General features: G+C 69.1%; 19 protein-coding genes and 1 pseudogene. 12 read left to right on the top strand and 8 right to left on the bottom strand.

What is annotated here, in order from left to right; translation table 11 throughout:
* Positions 1-570, top strand: a 570-nt coding sequence (locus AC1DY5_RS10520; protein ID WP_478111227.1) for a FadR/GntR family transcriptional regulator, incomplete at its 5' end; no start/stop codon positions are given.
* Positions 571-582: 12 nt separating this feature from the next.
* On the opposite strand, the gene AC1DY5_RS10515 is transcribed toward AC1DY5_RS10520, so the two are convergent.
* The 4 genes from AC1DY5_RS10515 to AC1DY5_RS10500 form a co-directional block, all read right to left on the bottom strand.
* A complete protein-coding gene (locus AC1DY5_RS10515; protein ID WP_478111226.1) occupies positions 583-1746 on the bottom strand; it encodes an acyl-CoA dehydrogenase family protein in 1164 nt (387 codons plus the stop codon).
* 12 nt (positions 1747-1758) lie between these two features.
* Positions 1759-2553: an enoyl-CoA hydratase-related protein gene (locus AC1DY5_RS10510; protein ID WP_478111225.1), complete on the bottom strand. Its 795-nt coding sequence runs from the start codon at positions 2551-2553 to the stop codon at positions 1759-1761.
* A 1-nt stretch (position 2554) separates the two neighbouring features.
* Positions 2555-3733 (bottom strand): acetyl-CoA C-acetyltransferase, encoded by a 1179-nt coding sequence (locus tag AC1DY5_RS10505; RefSeq protein WP_478111224.1) that lies wholly within the window; start codon positions 3731-3733, stop codon positions 2555-2557.
* Between the two features lie 99 nt (positions 3734-3832).
* Positions 3833-4144 (bottom strand): DUF2917 domain-containing protein, encoded by a 312-nt coding sequence (locus AC1DY5_RS10500; protein ID WP_478111223.1) that lies wholly within the window; start codon positions 4142-4144, stop codon positions 3833-3835.
* A gap of 82 nt (positions 4145-4226) precedes the next feature.
* Here AC1DY5_RS10500 and AC1DY5_RS10495 point away from each other — a divergent pair, with 82 nt between their 5' ends.
* The 4 genes from AC1DY5_RS10495 to AC1DY5_RS10480 all read left to right on the top strand — a co-directional run bounded on the left by AC1DY5_RS10495 (position 4227) and on the right by AC1DY5_RS10480 (position 8838).
* The gene (locus AC1DY5_RS10495; protein ID WP_478111222.1) at positions 4227-5159 is read left to right on the top strand and encodes a LysR substrate-binding domain-containing protein; all 933 of its coding nucleotides are present in this window, start codon (positions 4227-4229) and stop codon (positions 5157-5159) included.
* Positions 5160-5226: 67 nt separating this feature from the next.
* Positions 5227-5946 (top strand): ProQ/FINO family protein, encoded by a 720-nt coding sequence (locus AC1DY5_RS10490; RefSeq protein ID WP_478111221.1) that lies wholly within the window; start codon positions 5227-5229, stop codon positions 5944-5946.
* Between the two features lie 188 nt (positions 5947-6134).
* Entirely contained in the window at positions 6135-7556 is a 1422-nt protein-coding gene (locus AC1DY5_RS10485; protein WP_478111229.1) for a DUF1800 domain-containing protein, read from the top strand.
* 16 nt (positions 7557-7572) lie between these two features.
* On the top strand, positions 7573-8838 hold the full coding sequence (locus AC1DY5_RS10480; RefSeq protein WP_478111220.1) for a DUF1501 domain-containing protein: 1266 nt from the start codon (positions 7573-7575) through the stop codon (positions 8836-8838).
* Between the two features lie 4 nt (positions 8839-8842).
* Here the strand turns inward: AC1DY5_RS10480 and AC1DY5_RS10475 are convergent, their stop codons facing one another.
* Together AC1DY5_RS10475 and AC1DY5_RS10470 are read right to left on the bottom strand one after the other, a co-directional pair.
* Positions 8843-11020 carry a malate synthase G gene (locus AC1DY5_RS10475; protein WP_478111219.1) on the bottom strand — a complete coding sequence of 726 codons (2178 nt, stop codon included), beginning with the start codon at positions 11018-11020 and terminating at the stop codon, positions 8843-8845.
* A gap of 157 nt (positions 11021-11177) precedes the next feature.
* Positions 11178-11918 carry an IclR family transcriptional regulator gene (locus AC1DY5_RS10470; protein ID WP_478111218.1) on the bottom strand — a complete coding sequence of 247 codons (741 nt, stop codon included), beginning with the start codon at positions 11916-11918 and terminating at the stop codon, positions 11178-11180.
* Positions 11919-12020: 102 nt separating this feature from the next.
* Between AC1DY5_RS10470 and AC1DY5_RS10465 the strand changes: the two genes are divergently transcribed.
* Both AC1DY5_RS10465 and AC1DY5_RS10460 read left to right on the top strand, forming a co-directional pair.
* Positions 12021-12953 (top strand): hydroxymethylglutaryl-CoA lyase, encoded by a 933-nt coding sequence (locus tag AC1DY5_RS10465; protein WP_478111217.1) that lies wholly within the window; start codon positions 12021-12023, stop codon positions 12951-12953.
* Positions 12946-14136 (top strand): CaiB/BaiF CoA transferase family protein, encoded by a 1191-nt coding sequence (locus tag AC1DY5_RS10460; RefSeq protein WP_478111216.1) that lies wholly within the window; start codon positions 12946-12948, stop codon positions 14134-14136. The genes AC1DY5_RS10465 and AC1DY5_RS10460 overlap by 8 nt, the downstream gene beginning before the upstream one ends.
* Before the next feature lie 109 nt (positions 14137-14245).
* On the opposite strand, the gene AC1DY5_RS10455 is transcribed toward AC1DY5_RS10460, so the two are convergent.
* Complete coding sequence (locus tag AC1DY5_RS10455) at positions 14246-14632, bottom strand: VOC family protein (protein WP_478111215.1); 387 nt, start codon at positions 14630-14632, stop codon at positions 14246-14248.
* Between the two features lie 120 nt (positions 14633-14752).
* Here AC1DY5_RS10455 and AC1DY5_RS10450 point away from each other — a divergent pair, with 120 nt between their 5' ends.
* The 3 genes from AC1DY5_RS10450 to AC1DY5_RS10440 are packed head-to-tail and all read left to right on the top strand — an operon-like array spanning position 14753 to position 18209.
* Positions 14753-15712: a LysR family transcriptional regulator gene (locus tag AC1DY5_RS10450; RefSeq protein ID WP_478111214.1), complete on the top strand. Its 960-nt coding sequence runs from the start codon at positions 14753-14755 to the stop codon at positions 15710-15712.
* A complete protein-coding gene (locus tag AC1DY5_RS10445; protein ID WP_478111213.1) occupies positions 15709-16167 on the top strand; it encodes a DUF2214 family protein in 459 nt (152 codons plus the stop codon). Before AC1DY5_RS10450 ends, AC1DY5_RS10445 begins: the two co-directional genes overlap by 4 nt.
* A gap of 5 nt (positions 16168-16172) precedes the next feature.
* Positions 16173-18209: a fused MFS/spermidine synthase gene (locus tag AC1DY5_RS10440; RefSeq protein ID WP_478111212.1), complete on the top strand. Its 2037-nt coding sequence runs from the start codon at positions 16173-16175 to the stop codon at positions 18207-18209.
* 140 nt (positions 18210-18349) lie between these two features.
* On the opposite strand, the gene AC1DY5_RS10435 is transcribed toward AC1DY5_RS10440, so the two are convergent.
* Positions 18350-18613 (bottom strand): hypothetical protein, encoded by a 264-nt coding sequence (locus AC1DY5_RS10435; RefSeq protein ID WP_478111228.1) that lies wholly within the window; start codon positions 18611-18613, stop codon positions 18350-18352.
* A 130-nt stretch (positions 18614-18743) separates the two neighbouring features.
* On the opposite strand from AC1DY5_RS10435, the gene argS reads away from it, so the two are divergent.
* Positions 18744-20417 carry an arginine--tRNA ligase gene (gene argS, locus AC1DY5_RS10430; protein ID WP_478111211.1) on the top strand — a complete coding sequence of 558 codons (1674 nt, stop codon included), beginning with the start codon at positions 18744-18746 and terminating at the stop codon, positions 20415-20417.
* Positions 20418-20431: 14 nt separating this feature from the next.
* Positions 20432-20632, top strand: a pseudogene (locus AC1DY5_RS10425) (SPOR domain-containing protein); the annotation flags it as partial.

Genomic DNA, 20632 nt, shown 5'->3' with positions numbered 1-20632 from the left:
GCATCGAGGGGTGCGGTGCGGCGCGTGCTCTCGGGCTTTCGCAAGCGCGGCCTGATCACCCAGGCCGTCGGCAGCGGCACTTTCGTCTCGGACGCCGCCGGGCCCGTACTTCCGGCGGGCGGCGATGCGGCGTCCGCGGCGATCGACGGCAACGTGAGCCCGGCCGAGTTGATGGTGGCGCGCCGCCTGATCGAGCCGCTGATGCCGGCCCTGATCGCGCGCCATGGGACCGCCGCCGATTTCGCGTCGATGCAGCACTGCCTCGAGCGGTCGGAAGCGGCGGTGAGCATCGAGGCCTTCGAGCACTGGGACGGCGAACTGCACAAAGCGCTCGCGGTGGCCACCCACAACGGATTCTTCCTACGGGTGCTCGAGCTCATGCAGCGGGTGCGCGATCAGGGCGAGTGGGGCCAGCTCAAGGCGAAGTCATTGACTGACTCGCGGCGTGCGCAGTACATGCAGCAGCACCGCGCGCTGGTGGATGCGCTGCGCGACCGCGATGAAGCCCGCGCGACGCGGCTCCTGATCGAACACCTCGACCAGATCCAGCGCAACCTGTTCGGGGATTGACCCCCGCCGCGTTCAGCGCCCCGGCAGCCCCATCGCGCGCGTGATCACCTCTTTCATGATCTCGTTGGTGCCGCCGTAGATCCGCTGCACCCGCGCATCGGCGTAGGCCCGGGTCACCGGGTACTCCCACATGTAGCCGTAGCCGCCATGCAGCTGCACGCATTCGTCCATCACCTTGCACTGCAGGTCGCTGGTCCAGTACTTGGCCATGCTGGCGGTCGCGGTGTCGAGCTTCTCCTGCATCAGGAGCTCGATGCACTTGTCTACGAAGACCTGCGCCACCTGCACCTCGGTCTGCAATTCGGCCAGCGTGTAGCGGGTGTTCTGGTAGGCGCCCACGGGCTGGCCGAAGACCTGGCGTTCCTTCACGTAGGCCACCGTGTGGTCAATCGCGGCCTGCGACGCGGCCACCGCGCTGATCGCGATCTGCAGGCGCTCCCAGGGCAGCTGCTCCATCAGGCAGACGAAGCCGCGGTTCTCCTGCGCCGCGCCGCCCAGCAGTGCCTCGGCCGGCAGCCGTACGTCGTTGAAGAACAGTTCGGAGGTGTCCTGCGCCTTCAGCCCCAGCTTCTTGAGTCGCTTGCCCTTCTCGAAGCCCGGCATGCCGCGTTCGACCAGGAACAGGCTGGTGCCCTTGGCGCCGCCGGCCGGGTCGGTCTTGGCAACCACGATCACCACGTCGGCGTGCCAGCCGTTGGTGATGAAGGTCTTGCTGCCGTTCAGGAGATAGCTGCCGTCGGCCTGCTTCAGCGCGGTGCTGCGCACCGCCTGCAGGTCGCTGCCGGCGGCCGGCTCGCTCATCGCGATGGCGCCGATCATCTCGCCGCTCGCGAGCTTGGGCAGGTAGTGCTTCTTTTGTTCCTCGGAGCCGTAGCGCAGGATGTAGGGCGCGACGATCTCGCTGTGCAGCCCGTAGCCGATGCCCGTGAAACCGCGGGCCCAGAGCTCCTCGAACTGGATCACCGAATAGAGCAGGTCGGCGCCCGAGCCACCGTATTCCTCGGGCAGCGACATGCAGAGGAAGCCGTTGGCGCCGGCCTTGCTCCAGACCTCGCGGGCGACATAGCCCTGCTCCTCCCAAGCCTCGTGGAAGGGGGCGATCTCCTTGTCCATGAAGCGGCGGAAGCTGTCGCGGAAGGCCTCGTGCTCGGGGCTGAAGAGGGTGCGTTCGATCATGGGGTCGGGTGTTCAGCGTGGCGGGAAGACCGGGGCGCGCTTTTGCAGGAAGGCGGCCACGCCCTCGGCGAAGCTCGGCCTCCCGATCAGCTCGCGCTGGCGCTCGCTTTCGTAGTGCAGTTGCTCGGGCAGCGTGTGCCGCTCCGACTGCGCGATCGCGCGGCGGGCTTCCTGCACCGCGTGGGCCGGCAGGCGCGCGAGGCGCTGTGCGATCTTCAGCGCATCGAGCAGCAGCAGGTCGTCGTCGAGCGCGGCCCAGATCAGGCCCCACTGCGCCGCGGTCCCGGCGTCGAGCTTCTCGTCGAGCAACGCCATGCCCATCGCTCGCGCCGGACCGACCCGGCGCGGGATGAACCAGGTGCAGCCGAGGTCGGGCACGATGCCGAGCTTGGGCAGGAAGGGCAGGTAGAAATACGCGCTGCGCGCCGCCACCACGATGTCGCAGGCCAGCGCCAGGCCGACGCCGGCACCGGCGGCCGGTCCGTTCACCGCGCAGACCACCGGCACCGGAAGTTCGCGCAGTTCCTGGATCAGCGGGTTGCTCATCGACTGCATCCAGTCGGCGGTCTGGTCGCCGAGCGTCTTGCCGTCTTCGGGCGGGCGCATGGCGCTCAGGTCGGCGCCGACGCAGAAGGCCTTGCCGGCGCCGGTGAGAACCACCGCGCGCACCTGGCTGTCGCCTCGAACGCGTGCCAAACACTCGCGCAGTTCCTGCTGCAGGTCGAGCGCGATCGGATTGAGCTTGCTCGGGAGGTTCAGCGTGATCGTCGCGATGCCTTCGTTGATTTCGTAAAGCACGGTTCCCATGTCAGAGCCGCTCCACGATGGTCACGTTGGCCATGCCGCCGCCTTCGCACATGGTCTGCAGGCCGTAGCGTTTGCCGCGCTGGCCGAGCGCATTGACCAGCGTGGTCATCAGCTTGGTGCCCGAGGCGCCGAGCGGGTGGCCGAGCGCGATCGCGCCGCCGTTGACGTTGAGCTTCGCCGGGTCGGCGCCGAGCTTCTGCAGCCAGGCCAGCGGCACCGGCGCGAAGGCCTCGTTGACCTCGTAGAGGTCGATGTCCTCGATCTTCATGCCGGCCTTCGCCAAGGCCCGCGCGGTGGCCGGGATCGGGGCCTCCAGCATGATCACCGGGTCGTGGCCCAGCACGCTCATGTGGTGGATGCGCGCCAGCGGCTTCACGCCCAGCGCCTTCAGGCCACGCTCGTTGACCACCAGCACGCCGCTGGCGCCGTCGCAGATCTGGCTCGCGGTGGCAGCGGTGCAGCGGCCGCCCTCGGCGATCAGCTTGACGCCCGCGATGCCTTCCAGCGTGGCGTCGAAGCGGATGCCTTCGTCGACCGTGTGCATCTCGCCGCTGGCCGAGCCATCGGCCAGGCGCACCTCTACGGCCAGGATCTCGTCGGCGAACAGCTGCTCGCGGCTGGCGGCGATCGCGCGCTGGTGGCTTTCGAAGGCGTAGCGGTCGAGCATGTCCTTGGTGAGCCCGTAGTTCTTGGCGATCATTTCGGCGCCGGTGAACTGGCTGAACTCGACGCCGGGATAGCGCCGCTGCATCGCCGGGCTCATGTAGATGCCGAGGCCGGCCTTGGCCGGCAGCGCGTTGGGCGTGAACATCGGCACCCGCGTCATGCTCTCGACGCCGGCCGCAAGCACCGCGTCCATGCTGCCCGACATCACGGCCTGGGCCGCGAAGTGCAGCGCCTGCTGCGAGGAGCCGCATTGGCGGTCGACCGAGGTGCCAGGCACCGATTCGGGCAGCTTCGAGGCCAGCACCGCGTTGCGCGCCACGTTGGTCGCCTGTTCGCCGACCTGGCTCACGCAGCCGAGGATGACGTCCTCCACCGCCGCCGGGTCGATGCCGCTGCGCGCCACCAGCGCGTCGATGATCTGGGCCGCCAGGTCGACCGGGTGCCAGCCCGCCAGCCTGCCGCCGCGACGGCCGCCCGCGGTGCGCGCGGTGGCCACGATATATGCCTCTGCCATGGTGTGTCCTTCGTCCGGGAAATGGGCCCGGAGCGGACAGCGACGCGATCGTCTCCCCCGGCCCGGGAGCGTCGATGGTTCAACGCCCCGGCGCCGGGGTCAAGCCGGGGACATCCCGTGGGGCCAGAGTCGCCAAGGCGACCGTTCGGCCGGCACCGGACTGGCGGCGATCGACAGCGCCTCGGCGCTGAAGCGCACGCAGGAAGGTTCGAGTGCCGCCACCAGGGCGCGCCGGTGCGAGTCGCTGCGGAAGCGCTCGCCGGGCTCCAGCACGATGTCGCGCCGGTCGTGGTCGAGCGTGATCCAGACGGCGCCGCGGGTGCATTCGATGTCGACCTCGTGGGCGTCGGGCAGCGTGAACACCGCCTTCTTGGGCAGGTTGAGACTCAGGCGTTGGGTGCGGGGGGTCATGAGGGGCTCCTTTGCATTCTTCCTGCGAATGAATATAGTGAACGCTCCAACGTCTGTCATACGGTCATTCGGAACTCGTTGCATGCACCCAGAGAATGCGAAAGCCCCACTTGCCGGGCCCGACCTGCCCCCGCTGGAGTTGCTGCGCAGCTTCGAGGCCGCGGCGCGGACGCTGAGCTTCACGCAGGCTGCGGTCGAGGTCTTCCTCACGCAGTCGGCGGTCAGCCGGCAGATCCAGCAGCTCGAGGCCAGCCTCGGCGTGCCGCTGTTCGAGCGCCGCCACCGCGCGCTGGCGCTGACCGAGGCCGGGCGCGTGCTGCAGCGCGCGGTGGTCGAGAGCCTGGAGCGCCTGCGCGATGCCACGGCCCGCGTGCGCGCGGCGCCGGTGCTGCGCCAGGTCGCGATCACGACCACGCCGGGCTTCGCCTCGCTGTGGCTGATTCCGAGGCTGGCGCGCTTCACGGCCGACCATCCGCGGGTCGACGTCCGGGTGTCGGCCACGCTCGACGTGCTGGACCTCGAGCGTGCCCGCATCGACGTCGCCGTCCGCTTCGTGCCGATCGCCCGCGGCACCGGCGCGACCCTGTTCGAGGAGTCGGTGATGCCGCTGTGCGCGCCGCACATCGCCGCCGCGCTGAAAACGCCCGGCGACCTGCCGGCGCAGACCCTGCTGACGGTCGACCTGCCGAACCACGCCGAGTCGCCGACCGCCGACTGGGAGCCCTGGCTCGAGGTCATGGGCCTGGCCGACCTGCGCATGAAGAACACGCTGCGCTTCACTCAGTACGCCGATGCGGTGGGCGCCGCGGTCGCCGGCCAGGGGGTGGTCATCGGCCGGCTGCCGCTGCTGCGCGAGCTGGTGCAGACCGGGCAACTGGTGGCACCCTTCGGGGAGGGCGCAGCCTCGCGGCGCGGTTATTTCATCGAGACCTCGCGGCGGGCGGCGGGCAACCCGGATGCCCAGGATTTCGTACGCTGGCTCAGGGCCGAAGCCGAGGCCGCACAACGCGGATGAGCTGGGGCATTAAAGTCGGGGCACGCATGGCCCGACGTGGCACCGATTCCGCTGAACCCAAATCCCGATGAATTCGACGACCGACACCGCATCTGCTCCCCAAGCCGCCAAGAAGGGCGGCCGTGGGCGACAGAACGCCCGGCAGAACGCCAAACCGGGCGCGAACCAGGCCGGCCAGAAGGGGCCGCAGCGCCCTGCCCGCAAGCCCAACCCCGTGCTCGAAAAGCTGTTCGAGCTCTATCCGAAGATGTTCGGCGCCCGTTTCCTGCCGCTGAAACTCGGCGTCTACCAGGAACTGCTGGCGTTGCATCCCGACCTGTTCAAGAAGGAAGACCTGAAGATCGCGCTGGGACTGCATGCCCGCTCGACGCGCTACCTCGACGCCGTGGCCGCCGGCGAGAAGCGCCATGACCTGAACGGCGTGCCGGTCGAGCCCGTGGCGCCGGAGCATGTGCACCACGCGATCCTCGAGGTGTTCAAGCGCCGCCAGGCGCGCACCGAGGAAGACCTGCGTCCGAGGCTGCGCGCGCGCCTGGTCGAGGCCATCGAGGCCTCGGGCCTGTCGCGCGAGGACTATGTGCTGGCCGTTCGCACGCAGGACGAAGTGACCAACGCCGTGCTCGATGAGGCCTTCGCGGAAGTCGGCGCGCGCACCGCCAAGCGGGAGGCGCTGCTGCGCGCCTTCGAGGCCAGCGGGCGTACCGTGGCGGAGTTCGCCGAGATGTACGGCATGGATCCGGCCGAGGTCGGCCGGATCCTTCAGCGCGCGCGGCCGCACGCCAGCTGACCCGCTGACGAACCGGTCCGCTGATCGTTTCCGGTCGGAAGCGAAACCGGGTCGACCGGGTCCGTCCGCGCGGCGTTGTGGGGATGCTGTCTTTCAGGCCCCCGTTGCAGGAGTAGCGCATGAACCGTCGACCTCCAAAGAGCGTCCGCTTCGTTGCCTGGGTTCTGGCATGCGCCGCCTTCGCCGCGCTGCCCGCGAGCGCGCACCCCGCAGCGGAAGCCGACGCGCTCCACGCGCTGAATCGCCTCGGCTACGGCCCCGCGCCCGGCGACCTGGCGCACGTGAGGCAGGTCGGCATCGATCGCTACATCGACGAGCAACTGCATCCCGAGCGCCTGCCTTTGCCGGCCGATCTCGCGCAGCAACTCGGCGCGCTGTCCACCGCCGCGGCGTCGCAGCGCGACCTGATCGCGCAGTACCGCGAGGCGGTGCAGGCGGCCAAGGAGGGCAGCGACGATGCCAGGGCCAGGCAGCGCGAGTTCGTCCGGCAGGTCGACATCGAGGCCGGCCAGGCGCGCCTCTGGAGCGCCGTGGGCAGCCCGCGCCAACTCGAGGAACGGATGGTGGATTTCTGGTTCAACCACTTCAACGTGTTCATCGGCAAGGGCCTGGATCGCGTGCTGGTCGGGAATTACGAGCGCGAGGCGATCCGGCCGTACGCGATGGGCCGCTTCCGCGACCTGCTGGGCGCCACGGCGCACCATCCCGCGATGCTGTTCTACCTGGACAACTGGCAATCCGCCGTCCCGGGCTACCAGCCGCCGCGCGGCGCCGGCCCGGCTGCCAGAGCCAGCGGCTTGAACGAGAACTACGCCCGCGAGCTGATGGAGCTGCACACGCTGGGCGTCGATGGCGGCTACACCCAGCGCGACGTCACAGAGCTGGCCCGTATCCTAACCGGCTGGACTTTCGCGCCGCGAGCGACCACCGGCGCTTCCACCTACTTCTTCGACGCCCGCCGGCACGACGGCGGCGACAAGCTTTGGCTCGGCCAGCGCATCGGCGACCAGGGCCAGGCCGAAGGCGAGCGGGCACTCGACCTGCTGGCGATGCACCCGGCCACCGCGCGCCATCTCAGCTACCAGCTGGCGCAGTATTTCGTCGCCGACCAGCCGCCGGCCGCGCTGGTCCACCGGCTCGCCCAGCGCTACCTGGCGAGCGGCGGCGACATCCGCGCCGTGCTCAAGACCTTGTTCGACAGCTCCGAATTCCGCAGTCCCAAGGTCCACGGCCTGAAGTTCAAGACGCCCTACGACTACGTGGTCTCGGCCGTGCGCGTCGCCGACCTGCCGCTGACCGATGTGCGGCCCCTGCTCGGAACGCTGCGCCAGCTCGGCATGCCGCTCTACGGCTGCCAGACGCCGGACGGCTACAAGAACACGCAGGAGGCCTGGCTCAACCCGGATGCGATCACCCGCCGCATCGGCTTCGCGACGGCGCTGGCATCGGGCCGGCTGCCGGCCGCAGCCACGCCGCCCGTCGATGCGGACGTGCTGCTCGCCACGCTGGGCGGCGGCATCTCGCCGAAGACCCGCGCCACCCTCGCCGAGGCGACGCCAGCCCTGCGCGGGGCGATGGTGCTCGGCAGCCCCGACTTCATGCACCGCTGACTTGCCGGAGGCCGCCATGCTGCGTCGCGATCTGCTGAAACTTGCCGTGCAGTGCGGGGCCGTCCTCCTGCCTCTCGGCCCCTCGGCGTTTGCTGCCGTGGGCGAGAGCCAAGCCGCGCCGCCGCCGCGGCTGGTGGTGATCTTCCTGCGCGGCGCGGTCGATGGGCTGAGCGTGGTCGCGCCCTATGCCGACGACGCCTATTACGCCGCCCGTCCATCGATCGCCCTGGCGCGCCCGGGTGCCGAAGGCGGGCTGCTCGACCTCGATGGCCGCTTCGGGCTGCACCCGGCACTGGCGCCCTTGATGCCCCTGTGGCAGGCCGGCCAGATCGGTTTCGTGCAGGCCTGCGGTTCGCCCGACGAGACGCGCTCCCACTTCGATGCGCAGGACTACATGGAGTCCGGCACGCCGGGCCGCAAGTCGACCGCTGACGGCTGGCTCAACCGGCTCCTTGGTGCGCTGCCGGTCGATTCGGCGGGCGTTCCTTCGGCGACCCGGGCCGTCAGCATGGGCCCGGTGCTGCCGCGCATCTGCGCCGGGCGCCACCCCGTGGTGAACATTCCTCTGGGCGCTGCGGCCGGCAAGCCGACGCTGCTCGATCGTCCGCAGGTCGCCGATGCCTTTGGCCGGCTCTATGACGGCGACGATGCGCTGTCGCGCGCCTTCAGGGAATCGCGCCAGTCGCACCAGGAGGTGATGCGCTCGCTGAGCGCCGACAGCCTGGACCGCGAGATGCAGGCCGCCAGCAATGGCGCGCCGCTGCCGAACGGTTTTCCCGACAATGCGGCCCGGCTCGCGACCCTGATGCGCAACGATGCGCGGGTCCAGCTGGCCTTCATGGACCTCGGCGGTTGGGACACCCATGCCAACCAGGGCGCAGCGACCGGCCAACTGGCCAATCGGCTCGGCCCGCTGGGGCAGGGGCTGTCGGCACTGGCCACGCGCCTGGGCCCGGTCTGGGCCGACACCATGGTGGTGGTGATGTCCGAGTTCGGCCGCACGGTGCGCCAGAACGGCAACGGCGGCACCGACCATGGCCACGGCAACGTGCTGTGGCTGCTCGGCGGCACGGTGGCCGGCGGCAAGGTCCACGGGCGCTGGCCCGGCCTGGAGGATGGCGCGCTGCACGACGGCCGCGACCTGGCGGTGACCACCGATTTCCGCCATGTGCTGGCGGCCATCGGCGAGCGGCACCTGCGCTTGCCGGATGCCCGCCTAGCCGAGGTCTTTCCGGGCTTCGCCTTCCAGTCCTCGGGGGCCGCCGGCCTCTTGCGCGGCTAGAGCCTCAGGCGGTGCCGGCCTTCACCTTCAGCCGCCAGGCATGCAGCAGCGGCTCGGTGTAGCCGCTCGGCTGCTCGATGCCCTTGAACACCAGGTCCTGGGCCGCCTTGTACGCGGCCGAGGTGGCGAAATTGCCGGCCATGTTCTTGTAGAGCGGATCGCCGGCGTTCTGCTGGTCGACCACCGCGGCCATGCGCTCGAAGGTGGCGTTGACCTGCTCCTTGCTCACCACCCCGTGCAGCAGCCAGTTGGCGATGTGCTGGCTCGAGATGCGCAGCGTCGCGCGGTCTTCCATCAGCCCGATGTTGTGGATGTCGGGCACCTTCGAGCAGCCGACCCCCTGGTCGATCCAGCGCACCACGTAGCCCAGGATGCCCTGCACGTTGTTGTCGAGCTCCTGCTGGCGCTCGGCCTCGGTCCAGTTCACGCTCGGCGCCACCGGCACCTTCAGCAGCTCGTTCAGGATGTTGTCGCGCTCCGCGTTGGCGTCGATCTGCTCGAGCTGCGTCTGCACCTCGGCGACGTTGACCTGGTGATAGTGCAGCGCATGCAGCGTGGCCGCTGTGGGCGAGGGCACCCAGGCGGTGTTGGCGCCGGCCTTCGGATGGGCGATCTTCTGCTCGAGCATCGCGTGCATCAGGTCGGGCATGGCCCACATGCCCTTGCCGATCTGCGCCTTGCCGCGCAGGCCGCAGGCGAGTCCGACCAGCACGTTGTTCTTCTCGTAGGCCTGGATCCACGGCGTGGTCTTCATGTCGCCCTTGCGCAGCATCGCGCCGGCCTGCATCGCGGTGTGCATCTCGTCGCCGGTGCGGTCGAGGAAGCCGGTGTTGATGAAGGCCACGCGCGCGGCCGCTTCGGCGATGCAGGCCTTGAGGTTGACGCTGGTGCGGCGCTCCTCGTCCATGATGCCGAGCTTGACGGTGTTGGCCGGCAGGCCGAGCAGTTGCTCGACGGCCGCGAACAGCGCGCTCGCGAATGCGACCTCGGCCGGGCCGTGCATCTTCGGCTTCACGATGTAGACGCTGCCGGTGCGCGAGTTGCCCTTGCGCTTCAGGTCGACGGTGGCGATGGTGGTCGTGATGACCGCGTCCATGATGCCCTCGGGGATCTCCTTGCCGTCGGCGTACAGGATCGCCGGATTGGTCATCAGGTGGCCGACATTGCGCACGAACATCAGCGAGCGGCCGTGTAGCCTCACGGGCTGGCCGTCGGCGCCGGTATATTCGCGGTCGGGGTTGAGGCCGCGCGTGAAGGTCTTGCCGCCCTTGGCGACTTCCTCGGTCAGCGTGCCCTCCAGGATGCCGAGCCAGTTGCCGTAGGCCAGCACCTTGTCGGCCGCATCGACCACCGCCACCGAATCCTCGAGGTCGAGGATGGTCGACAGCGCGGCTTCGAGCACCACGTCGCTGACGCCGGCCGCATCGCTCTTGCCGATCGCGGTCGAGCGGTCGACCTGGATGTCGAGATGGATGCCGTTGTGCTTCAGCAGCACCGACTTCGGCGCCGCCGCGTCGCCGGTGTAGCCGATGAACCGCGACGGGTCCTTGAGGAAGGTGCTGCTGCTCTGCAGCGCGATCACCAGCTTGCCGCCCTCGACCTTGTAGCCGGTCGCCATCTTGTGCGAGCCGTTGTCGAGCGGCGCCGCCTGGTCGAGCACGTGGCGCGCGAACTCGATCACCTTGGCGCCGCGCACCGGGTTGTAGCCCTTGCCCTTCTCGGCGCCGCCGGTCTCGGGGATCGCGTCGGTGCCGTAGAGCGCGTCGTACAGCGAGCCCCAGCGCGCGTTGGCCGCGTTCAGCGCATAGCGCGCGTTCAGGATCGGCACCACCAGCTGCGGACCGGCCTGCAGCGCGAGCTCGGCGTCGACATTGGCGGTGGTCGTCGTCACGTCCTTCGGCTGCGGCAGCAGGTAGCCGATCGATTCGAGGAAGGCGCGATAAGCCGGCATGTCGGTGATCGGGCCCKGGTGCGCCTTGTGCCAGCGGTCCATTTCGAGCTGCAGCCGGTCGCGCTCGGCCAGCAGCGCCGCGTTCTTAGGCGCGAATTCGCTGACGATGGCGTCGAAGCCCTTCCAGAAGACCTCGCTGGCGACGCCGGTGGCGGGCAACACCTTCTGTTCGATGAACTGGTGCAGTTCGGTGGCGACCTGGAGGCCGTGGACGGAGGTGCGGGCGGTCATGGTTCTGTACTCCTTGATAGATGCGCCATCGACTGTATTCGATACCTGGCTGGCGAAAAATAGTCGAGAGCGGGTTTGATCAGTGACAAAAATAGAGGTAATCGACGCGGCATTCGGACTGATGCAAGGGTACGCCGTGCTCGCAAGAAAAGCGCCTTCAGACCACGCCGCTGAGCTTTCGCGCGGCCGCGCGAACCGCTTCGATGTGGCGCGGGTCGTAGCGATGGGCCGGCATGGTCAGCGTGAGCGCGGCCGCCTGCCGGCCGTCGGCATGGAACACGGGGGCCGAGATTCCGGCCAGTTCGGCCGTGCGGTCGCCGACCAGCGCGCAGTAGCCCTGCTCGCGAATGCTTTCGAGCAGCGCGCGGTCCTGGTCACCGCGCGGCCAGTCGGCCTCGGGGCCGAAGGCGATCAGGACGCGGGCGCCGGCACCGCGGTCGGCCGGCAGCAGGTCGCCGGCGCGTACATGGTCGCGCACCAGGTGCGGCGAATCGACCCGGTACAGGCAGAGGCGGGCCCAGCCTTCGCCCTGCGGCTGGCGTACATGGTAGGCGGCACTTTCGCCGGTGGCGGCGACCAGTTCGCGCAGCACCGGTGGCACGATGCCGTCGAGCGAGAACGACGCCGCGTACAACGCGTGCAGGCGGGCGATTTCGGTGCCGAGCGCATAGCGGCCGTCGTCCTGGCGGCGGATCAGGCGCGCGTGCTCGAGCGAGGCCAGCAGCCGAAGCGCCGTGCTCTTGTAAAGCTGCGTGCGCTCGGCGAACTGCGCCAGCGTGAGCGCATCATCGCCGGGCCGGAAGGCCGAGAGCAGGCTCAGCGCGCGATCCACCGCTGCGGCACCGCCGGGGGCAGCGTTCAGGTTGGACACCGATTCGGTTTGGGGTTTGCGGGGCATGGTGCGGCTTGACAGGCGGGTTCTTCGTCTGTCTAATTCTGTTTGTCGGAATGTAGTTCTGTAAGATAGAACAGTCAAGCCAAACAATGAAGGAAGCGAGCAATGACAGCCCCTGATGTCCTCATCAGCGAGGTCGGCCCACGCGACGGCCTGCAATCGGTGAAGTCCACGATGCCCACCGCGGACAAGCTGCGCTGGATCGACGCGCTGTACGCGGCCGGCGTGCGCGAGATAGAGGTGGCCTCCTTCGTGCCGGCCCGGTTGCTGCCGCAGATGGCCGACGCCGCCGACGTGGTGCGCCATGCCGTCACGTTGCCGGGCCTGGTCGTGATGGCGCTGGTGCCCAACCGCCGCGGCGCCGAGGCCGCGCTGGCCGCCGGCGTCCACAAGCTCACGATGCCGGTGTCGGCCAGCGCGGCCCATTCGCTGGCCAATGTGCGCAAGACGCGCGAGGAAATGATCGAGGAAGTGCGCGCCATCGCCGATCTGCGGCGCCAGGTCGCGCCCCAGGTGCGGCTCGAGGCTGGCATCTCCACGGCCTTCGGATGCACGCTGCAGGGCGAGGTGCCGGAAGACGAGGTCATCTGGCTGGCGGCGCAGTGCGTCGCCGCCGGCGCCGACGAGTCGGGCCTGTCGGACACCGTCGGCTACGCCAATCCGGCGCAGGTGCGCCGCCTCTTCAGGCGCCTGCGGGCCGAGATCGGCGACAAGGCCGGCGCCGCCCACATGCACAACACCCGCGGCCTCGGCCTCGCCAACTGCCTGGCGGCCTACGAAGAGGGCGTGCGCACCTTCGATGCCTCGCTCGGCGGCCTCGGCGGCTGCCCCTATGCGCCCGGCGCCTCGGGCAACGTGGTCACCGAAGACCTGGTCTTCATGTTCGAGGCCATGGGCGTGCGCACCGGTATCGACATCGCGAAACTCATCGCGGCGCGCGCGCCGCTCATCGCCGGCCTGCCCGGCGAACCGGTCTACGGCATGACGCCCGAGGCCGGCCTGCCCAAGGGCTTCATCCAGGGAACCGCTCATGTCTGACACCCCACCGCTGCCCTACGCCGGCATCCGCGTCGTTGAATTCACCCACATGGTGATGGGCCCGACCTGCGGCATGCTCTTGGGCGACCTCGGCGCCGAAGTCATCAAGGTCGAGCCGATCGAGGGCGACAGCACGCGCCGCCTGCTCGGTTCGGGCGCGGGCTTCTTCCCGACCTTCAACCGCAACAAGAAGAGCATTGCGCTCGACCTCAAGAATCCCGAGGGCGTGGAGGCCGCGCTGCGCCTGATCGCCACCGCCGACATCGTGAGCGAGAACTTCAAGCCCGGCACGATGAAGAAGCTGGGCCTGGACTACGCAAGCCTGCAAAAGCTCAATCCGCGCCTGATCTATGTCAGCCACAAGGGCTTCCTGCCCGGGCCCTACGACCACCGCACGGCGCTCGACGAAGTGGTGCAGATGATGGGCGGGCTGGCCTACATGACCGGCCGCGCCGGCGATCCGCTGCGCGCCGGGACCAGCGTGAACGACATCATGGGCGGCATGTTCGGCGCCATCGGCGCGATGGCCGCGCTGCGCCAGCGCGAGCTCACGGGCAAGGGCTGCGAGGTGCAGTCGGCGCTGTTCGAGAACAACATCTTCCTGGTGGCGCAGCACATGATGCAGTTCGCCGCCACCGGCCGCGCCGCCGACCCGATGCCGAGCCGGATCTCGGCCTGGGGCGTGTACGACGTCTTCACCGTCAAGGACGGCGAGCAGATCTTCCTGGCGGCGGTCAGCGACAAGCAGTGGGCGATCTTCTGCAAGGCCTTCGGCCTCGACGAGCTGCTGGCCGATCCGCGCCTGAAGACCAACAACGACCGCGTGCTGGCGCGCGACTGGATGATGCCGATCCTGCGCTCGCACCTGGCCGAGCGCAGCGCGGCCGAGCTCAGTGCGGTGTTCGAGCAGAACGAGCTGCCCTTCGCGCCGATCACCCGGCCGCAGGACCTGTTCGACGACCCGCACCTCAACGCCACCGGCGGGCTGGCGCCGGTGCGAATGAACGACGGCAGCCAGTCGAAGGTGCCGCTGATGCCGTTTACGATCGGCGGCGAGCGCCCCGGCATCCGGCTGCAGCCGCCGCTGCTCGGCGAGCACACGCGCGCGCTGCTCCAGGAAGTGGGCTACAGCGATGCCGAGATCGACCGCCTGAAGACCCAGAACATCACCGCCGGAGACTGAGGCCATCAAATTCGGCACGCGCCGGGCGCTGCTCGTCCCGTACCGCTTCGCTGTTCCCGTCGGCGCGCCTTCGGGCGGCCCGGCGGCGGGCTTCTCAGGCCCCATGCGCTCAGGCCAGGTCCTCGTGCAGGCACAGGATGTTCCCTTCGGGATCCTCGAACCAGGCCGCCTTCTCGGAGCCCAGCACGCAGACATGCTCGACCGTCTTCAGGCCGGGCAGGTCGTAGTCGGCGAAACGCACGCCGCGCTGCTCCAGCCCGGCAACGGCCTGACCGATCTGCGCCACACGAAAGCTCAGCGCCGTGTGTTCCGCCCGGGTGCCCTCGGGCTTCGGGAACAGGGCCAGTTCGGTTCCGCCGCACTGGTAGATGAACTTGCCGTCGGACTTGGCGCCGAGGGGCTCCAGCCCGAGCGCTTCTTCGTAGAAGCGGCGTGCGCGGGCGAGATCCTTCACGGGCAGCATGCAAGTGACGCGGCTGGCTGCGAGAGGGTTCATGGTGCGTGCTCCGGGCAATGGCTCGAATCTTCCTTTGTAGGCTTTTTGCGGGCGCCGCGCCATCGGCTGCGAGGCAGTCGAGGGCTAATCGCGGCGAGCCCTTCGTGATAATCCCGGGCGATGGACCGCCTGAAGCAGCTCGAATCCTTTGTCGCGATCGCCGCCCGCGGCAGCCTCACGGCCGCGGCCAAGGCGGAGGGCGTGGCGCCGGCCATCATCGGCCGCCGCATCGACGCGCTCGAAGAACGGCTGGGCGTCAAGCTGCTGCTGCGCACCACGCGCCGGATCTCGCTCACCCATGAGGGCAGCGCCTTCCTGGAGGACTGCCAGCGCCTGCTGGTCGAGCTGGCCAATGCCGAGGCCAGCGTCAGCGCCGGCGGCGTCAAGGCCAGCGGTCATCTGCGCGTCACGGCGCCGGCCGGCTTCGGCCGCCGCCACGTGGCGCCGCTGGTGCCGCGCTTCCACGAACTGCATCCCGAAGTCACGATCTCGCTGAACCTCAGCGACCGGCTGGTCGACATGGCGGGCGAGAGCTTCGATTGCGCGGTGCGCGTCGGCGACCTGCCCGACTCCTCGCTGGTCAGCCTGCGGCTGGCCGACAACCGGCGCCGCTGCGTCGCCACGCCCGAGTTCGTGCGCCGCCATGGCGCCCCGCGCCATCCGGGCGAGCTGTCGCGCTTCGCCTGCCTGAGCCTGTCGAGCGATGCCTCGCAGACCCGCGGCTGGGCCTTCCGGGTGCCGGCGGCCGGTGGCGAGCACGAGGTGATCTACCTGAAGCCGACCGGCCCGCTCGACTGCTCCGACGGCCAGGTGCTGCACGACTGGTGCCTGGCCGGCCACGGCATCGCCTGGCGCAGCACCTGGGAGGTCGAGGCCGAGGTCGATGCCGGCCTGCTGGTGCCGCTGCTCGACGCATTCGCCGCGCCGCCCAACGGCATCTACGCCGTGTTCCCGCAACGCAAGCACCTGCCGCTGCGGGTGCGGCTCTGGCTCGACTTCCTGAAGGCGCACTATGCGCGCCCGGAGTTCTGGGGCGGCACAATCGCAGCGCCCAAGAAAACCAAGGAATCCGCCCGATGACGCTCGAAGCCATCCTCGCCTACCTGCACCTGCTGGCCATCCTGACGATGGTGGTCTTCATCGCCAGCGAGGCCGCGCTGTGCCGCATCGAGTGGCTCAACGCGGCGGTGGTCGAGCGGTTGGCGAAGGTCGATTTGATCTATGGCATCGCCGCGGTGGTGGTCATCGCCACCGGCGTGGCGCGCACCTGGTGGGGCATGAAGGGCACGGCCTGGTACTGGACCAATCCGCTGCTGCACCTCAAGCTCGCGCTGTTCGTCATCGTCGGCGTGATCTCGATCTTTCCGACGATGCGCTATCAGCGCTGGCGCAAGGCGCTGCGCGCCACGGGCGCGCTGCCGGCCGAGGCCGAGGTCCGCAAGACCCGCAAGCTCGTGATGATCCAGGCGCACATCATCGCAATCATTCCGCTGGTGGCGGTGTTCCTGGCCCGCGGCTTCGGCGCGAGAAGCTAGCCCCGATGAAGCCGGCGCACGTCAAGGCCCTGTTCGCCGGCACCATCTTCACCAGCGCCTTCCTGCTGTTCCTGGTGCAGCCGCTGATCGCCAAGCAGATCCTGCCTTGGTTCGGCGGCTCGGCGGCGGTGTGGTCGATCTGCATGGTGTTCTTCCAGGTCGTGCTGCTGGCCGGCTATGCCTACTCGGACTGGATCACGCGGCGGCTCGGCGCGCGCACCCAGGCGCGACTGCATGTCGGGCTGCTGCTCGCGAGCCTGGCCTTCCTGCCGATCGTGACCAGCGAACGCTGGAAGCCGACCGGCGCCGAGGACCCGACGCTGTGGATCCTCGGCCTCCTGTTCGGCACCATCGGGCTGCCTTACTTCCTGCTCTCGACCACCGGGCCGCTGGTGCAGTCGTGGGTGGCGCGCACGCCCTGGGGCGCGCAGGTGTACCGCTACTTCTCGCTGTCGAACCTGGCCTCGCTGGTGTCGCTGTTGAGCTACCCGGTGCTGATTGAGCCGCGCAGCTCGCTGCTGCAGCAGGCCTGGGGCTGGTCGATCGCCTATGGCGTCTTCGTGCTGCTGTGCGCCGGCACCACCTTGTATGTGTCGCGTCACTGGGCCGTCCAGCCCCGGCCCCGGGTCGATGCGGCGCCGGTCGAGGCCATGGGCTCGGTGAGACCCCGCCTCGCCGACCACCTGATGTGGCTCGCCCTGCCGGCCCTCGGCTCCTGGCTGTTGCTCGCGATCACCAACCACATCACGCAGAACGTGGCGGCGATTCCCTTCCTGTGGGTGCTGCCGCTGTCGGTCTACCTGCTGACCTTCGTGCTAACGTTCGAGAGCGACCGCTGGTACCGGCGCCCGGTGTTCGTCCCGCTGGCTGCCGCGATGCTGGCGCTGTGCGCCTTCGGGCTGCAGCACAGCCTGGGCTCCGAGCTGCGCACGGCGCTGCCGATCTACATCGTCGGACTGTTCGCGCTGTGCATGTTCCTGCACGGCGAGATGGCGCGCCTGCGCCCCGGCGGCGCCTACCTGACCCGCTTCTACTTGATGCTCTCGCTGGGCGGCGCGCTCGGCGGTATCAGCGTCGGGTTGGTGGCGCCGCATGTGCTGCCGGCCTATTACGAGCTGGGCGTCGGCCTGATGCTCTGTGCGCTGGTCGCGGCCGTGCTGTGGCGCCGGCGGCGCGTCGGCTTGGCGGCCTCGCTGGCACTGGCGGGGGCCTGCGCCTGGTTTCTGGCTCTGCAGATCGAGTACGACGCGGCCGGCGTTCGCCGCATGCAGCGCAACTTCTACGGCACGCTGGTCACGTTCGATGCCGAGCGCGGCGATGCCCGCGAGCCGGTGCGCAAGATGTTCCACGGCTCGGTCAAGCACGGCGAGCAGTACCTGTCGCCTTCAAGGYGGCGCGAGCCCACCACCTACTACGGCCCGAGTTCGGGTGTCGGGCTGGCGATCGCGGCGGCCCCGGAAGCGCCGCGCCGCGTCGGGCTGATCGGGCTCGGGGCCGGCACGCTGGCGACCTATGGCCGGCCCGGCGACACCTACCGGGTCTACGAGATCAATCCGCAGGTCTTCGAACTCGCCGACAGCGAGTTCAGCTTCCTGGCCGACAGCCGGGCGCGCATCGAGCGGGTGCTCGGCGATGCCCGGCTGGCGCTCGAACGGGAGAGCCCGCAGGCTTTCGACGTGCTGGCAGTCGATGCCTTCTCGGGCGATTCGGTGCCGGTCCACCTGATCACCTTGGAGGCGATGGACCTGTACTTCAGGCACATGCGGCCCGGCGGCATCGTCGCCTTCCACGTCACCAACCGCTTCCTCGCGCTGGCACCGGTGGTCGAGAAGATCGCGCTGGCCAAGGGCCTGCACGTGGCGCTGGTGCATGACGAGCCGAGCGCCGAGGGCCTGCGCAACACCGACTGGGTGCTGGTCGCCCGCGAGCCGAACCGGCTGTCCGACGGCGTCATCGGCCGGGCCAGTTCAAGAATCGAGCAGATCGCGGGACTTCAGCCCTGGACCGACGACTACAACAACCTGTTCGGCGTGCTGAAGTAGAACCAGCGAGCTGCTATCGCGGTCGGCGCAGCCAGGTCTGTTGGTGAAACACCGCGGAACCGGCTTTGCCGGGCCGCTGGTGTTGCCCCCCGGTAGGGGGGTGGGCGGGCTACACGAAGTGAGCCCAACCTGGGGGCGAGCTAACCCTTGGCGTCGGCTTCGCACTTCTTCATGAAGCTGTTCTTGGCGGCACCGGCCAGCGGCTTGCCGTTCTTGTCGATCGCCTTCGCCGCGCAAGCCGGTACGACTGCGGCCGCGGCGTCCTTTTCGCACTTCTTGACGAAGCTGGTCTTAGCCGCGCCGCTCAGCTTCTTGTCCGCCGCCTGGGTGTCGCAGGGGGAGGCGTGGGCGACGCCGAAGGACAGGGCGCCGCCCAGAGCCATCAGGGAAAGGAGCTTTTTCATCATGGAGGAGTCCTTGGAGATTGGTTGTGACGGTTTTCCCCGCCCCGGGGCTGCCCATCCTAACGGCCGACGCTCACTGTTGGATGACGATCGTTACGGGTGGTCGTTTTGCCCCCGGTAAAATTCACAGATGCTATTGGTCAAACAGGAGCTGCTCGCGGCGCTCGCGAACACGCTCGAATCCCTCTCGCCCGGCGCCGGCAGCAAAGCCGCGTTCGAGTCGCCCAAGGTGGCGGCGCACGGCGATTTCGCCAGCACCGCCGCCATGCAGCTGGCCAAGCCGCTGCAGCGCAAGCCGCGCGAGCTGGCCGAGCAGCTGGCCGCCGCGCTGCAGGCCACGCCGTCCTTCGCCCGGTGGGTCGACGCGGTCGAGATCGCAGGCCCCGGCTTCCTCAACATCCGCCTCAAGACGGCTGCCCGCCAGCAGGTGGTGCGCGAGGTCCTCGAGGCCGGCGCTGCCTTCGGCAGCCAGCCCGCGCGGGACGAGCGGGTGCTGGTCGAGTTCGTCTCGGCCAACCCGACCGGTCCGCTGCACGTCGGCCACGGGCGCCAGGCGGCGCTCGGCGACGCCATCTGCAACCTGCTTGCCACCCAGGGCGACAAGGTCTGGCGCGAGTTCTATTACAACGACGCCGGGGTCCAGATCCAGACGCTGGCCACCAGCACCCAGCTGCGCGCCAAGGGCTTCAAGCCCGGCGACCCCGAATGGCCCGAGCAGGCCTACAACGGCGAGTACATCGCCGATATCGCGGCCGACTTCAAGGCCAGGAAGACCGTGCGCTCCGACGACCGCGAGTACACGGCCAGCGGCGACGTCGACGACATCGACTCGATCCGGCAGTTCGCGGTCGCCTACCTGCGCCACGAGCAGGACCTGGACCTGAAGGCCTTCCAGGTCAAGTTCGACAACTACTACCTCGAGTCCAGCCTCTACACCAGTGGCCGCGTGGCGGCCACGGTGCAGAAGCTGGTCGATGCCGGCAAGACCTACGAGCAGGACGGCGCCTTGTGGCTGAAGTCGACCGACTACGGCGACGACAAGGACCGCGTGATGAGGAAGGGCGACGGCACGTACACCTACTTCGTGCCCGATGTGGCGTACCACATCGCCAAGTGGGAGCGCGGCTTCCACAAGGTGGTCAACATCCAGGGCACCGACCACCACGGCACGATCGCGCGGGTGCGCGCCGGCCTGCAGGCGGCCGGGGTCGGCATTCCGGCCGGCTACCCCGACTACGTGCTGCACACGATGGTGCGCGTGGTGCGCGGCGGCGAAGAGGTCAAGATCAGCAAGCGCGCCGGCAGCTACGTCACCTTGCGCGACCTGATCGAATGGACCAGCACCGACGCGGTGCGCTTCTTCCTGCTGAGCCGCAAGCCCGACACCGAATACACCTTCGACATCGACCTCGCGCTGGCGCAGAACAACGACAACCCGGTCTACTACGTGCAGTATGCCCATGCGCGCATCTGCTCGGTGCTGGCGGCCTGGGGCGGCGATGCCGCCACGCTCGAGGGCGTGGACCTGTCCCCGCTCGAGAGCCCGGCCTCGCAGGCGCTGCTGCTGCAGTTGGCCAAGTACCCGGCCATGTTGACTGCCGCAGCCAAGGATTTCGCGCCCCACGACGTCACCTTCTACCTGCGGGAGCTGGCTGCCAGCTACCACAGCTACTACGACGCCGAGCGCATCCTGGTCGATGACGAGCCGGTCAAGCGGGCCCGCCTGGCGCTGGTCGCGGCGACCGCGCAGGTGCTGCACAATGGCCTCGCTGTTCTGGGCGTCAGCGCGCCGCAAAAGATGTGATTCCCTCCTCCACCATGAAGAAAAGACAAAGCGGCAACATCGTCATCGGGCTGATCATCGGCCTGGTGCTCGGGCTCGGCATCGCGCTCGGGATCGCGGTCTACGTGACCAAAGTGCCGATCCCGTTCATGACCAAGACGCAGCGCGGCGGCGTCGAGCAGGACGAGGCCGAGGCGCGCAAGAACCGCGACTGGGATCCGAACGCACCGCTGGCC

It is taken from the genome of Variovorax sp. P4_D9, from assembly GCF_056401695.1.
Note: the sequence above shows the minus strand (reverse complement) of the source record. Positions and strands in the feature narration are given on the sequence as shown.

Coding starts and splice junctions, on each gene's coding strand:
- AC1DY5_RS10515 (WP_478111226.1), bottom strand. CDS start 1,746: ATGATCGAACGCACCCTCTTCAGCCCCGAGCACGAGGCCTTCCGCGAC.
- AC1DY5_RS10510 (WP_478111225.1), bottom strand. CDS start 2,553: ATGGGAACCGTGCTTTACGAAATCAACGAAGGCATCGCGACGATCACG.
- AC1DY5_RS10505 (WP_478111224.1), bottom strand. CDS start 3,733: ATGGCAGAGGCATATATCGTGGCCACCGCGCGCACCGCGGGCGGCCGT.
- AC1DY5_RS10500 (WP_478111223.1), bottom strand. CDS start 4,144: ATGACCCCCCGCACCCAACGCCTGAGTCTCAACCTGCCCAAGAAGGCG.
- AC1DY5_RS10495 (WP_478111222.1), top strand. CDS start 4,227: ATGCACCCAGAGAATGCGAAAGCCCCACTTGCCGGGCCCGACCTGCCC.
- AC1DY5_RS10490 (WP_478111221.1), top strand. CDS start 5,227: ATGAATTCGACGACCGACACCGCATCTGCTCCCCAAGCCGCCAAGAAG.
- AC1DY5_RS10480 (WP_478111220.1), top strand. CDS start 7,573: ATGCTGCGTCGCGATCTGCTGAAACTTGCCGTGCAGTGCGGGGCCGTC.
- AC1DY5_RS10470 (WP_478111218.1), bottom strand. CDS start 11,918: ATGCCCCGCAAACCCCAAACCGAATCGGTGTCCAACCTGAACGCTGCC.
- AC1DY5_RS10465 (WP_478111217.1), top strand. CDS start 12,021: ATGACAGCCCCTGATGTCCTCATCAGCGAGGTCGGCCCACGCGACGGC.
- AC1DY5_RS10460 (WP_478111216.1), top strand. CDS start 12,946: ATGTCTGACACCCCACCGCTGCCCTACGCCGGCATCCGCGTCGTTGAA.
- AC1DY5_RS10455 (WP_478111215.1), bottom strand. CDS start 14,632: ATGAACCCTCTCGCAGCCAGCCGCGTCACTTGCATGCTGCCCGTGAAG.
- AC1DY5_RS10450 (WP_478111214.1), top strand. CDS start 14,753: ATGGACCGCCTGAAGCAGCTCGAATCCTTTGTCGCGATCGCCGCCCGC.
- AC1DY5_RS10445 (WP_478111213.1), top strand. CDS start 15,709: ATGACGCTCGAAGCCATCCTCGCCTACCTGCACCTGCTGGCCATCCTG.
- AC1DY5_RS10435 (WP_478111228.1), bottom strand. CDS start 18,613: ATGAAAAAGCTCCTTTCCCTGATGGCTCTGGGCGGCGCCCTGTCCTTC.
- argS (WP_478111211.1), top strand. CDS start 18,744: ATGCTATTGGTCAAACAGGAGCTGCTCGCGGCGCTCGCGAACACGCTC.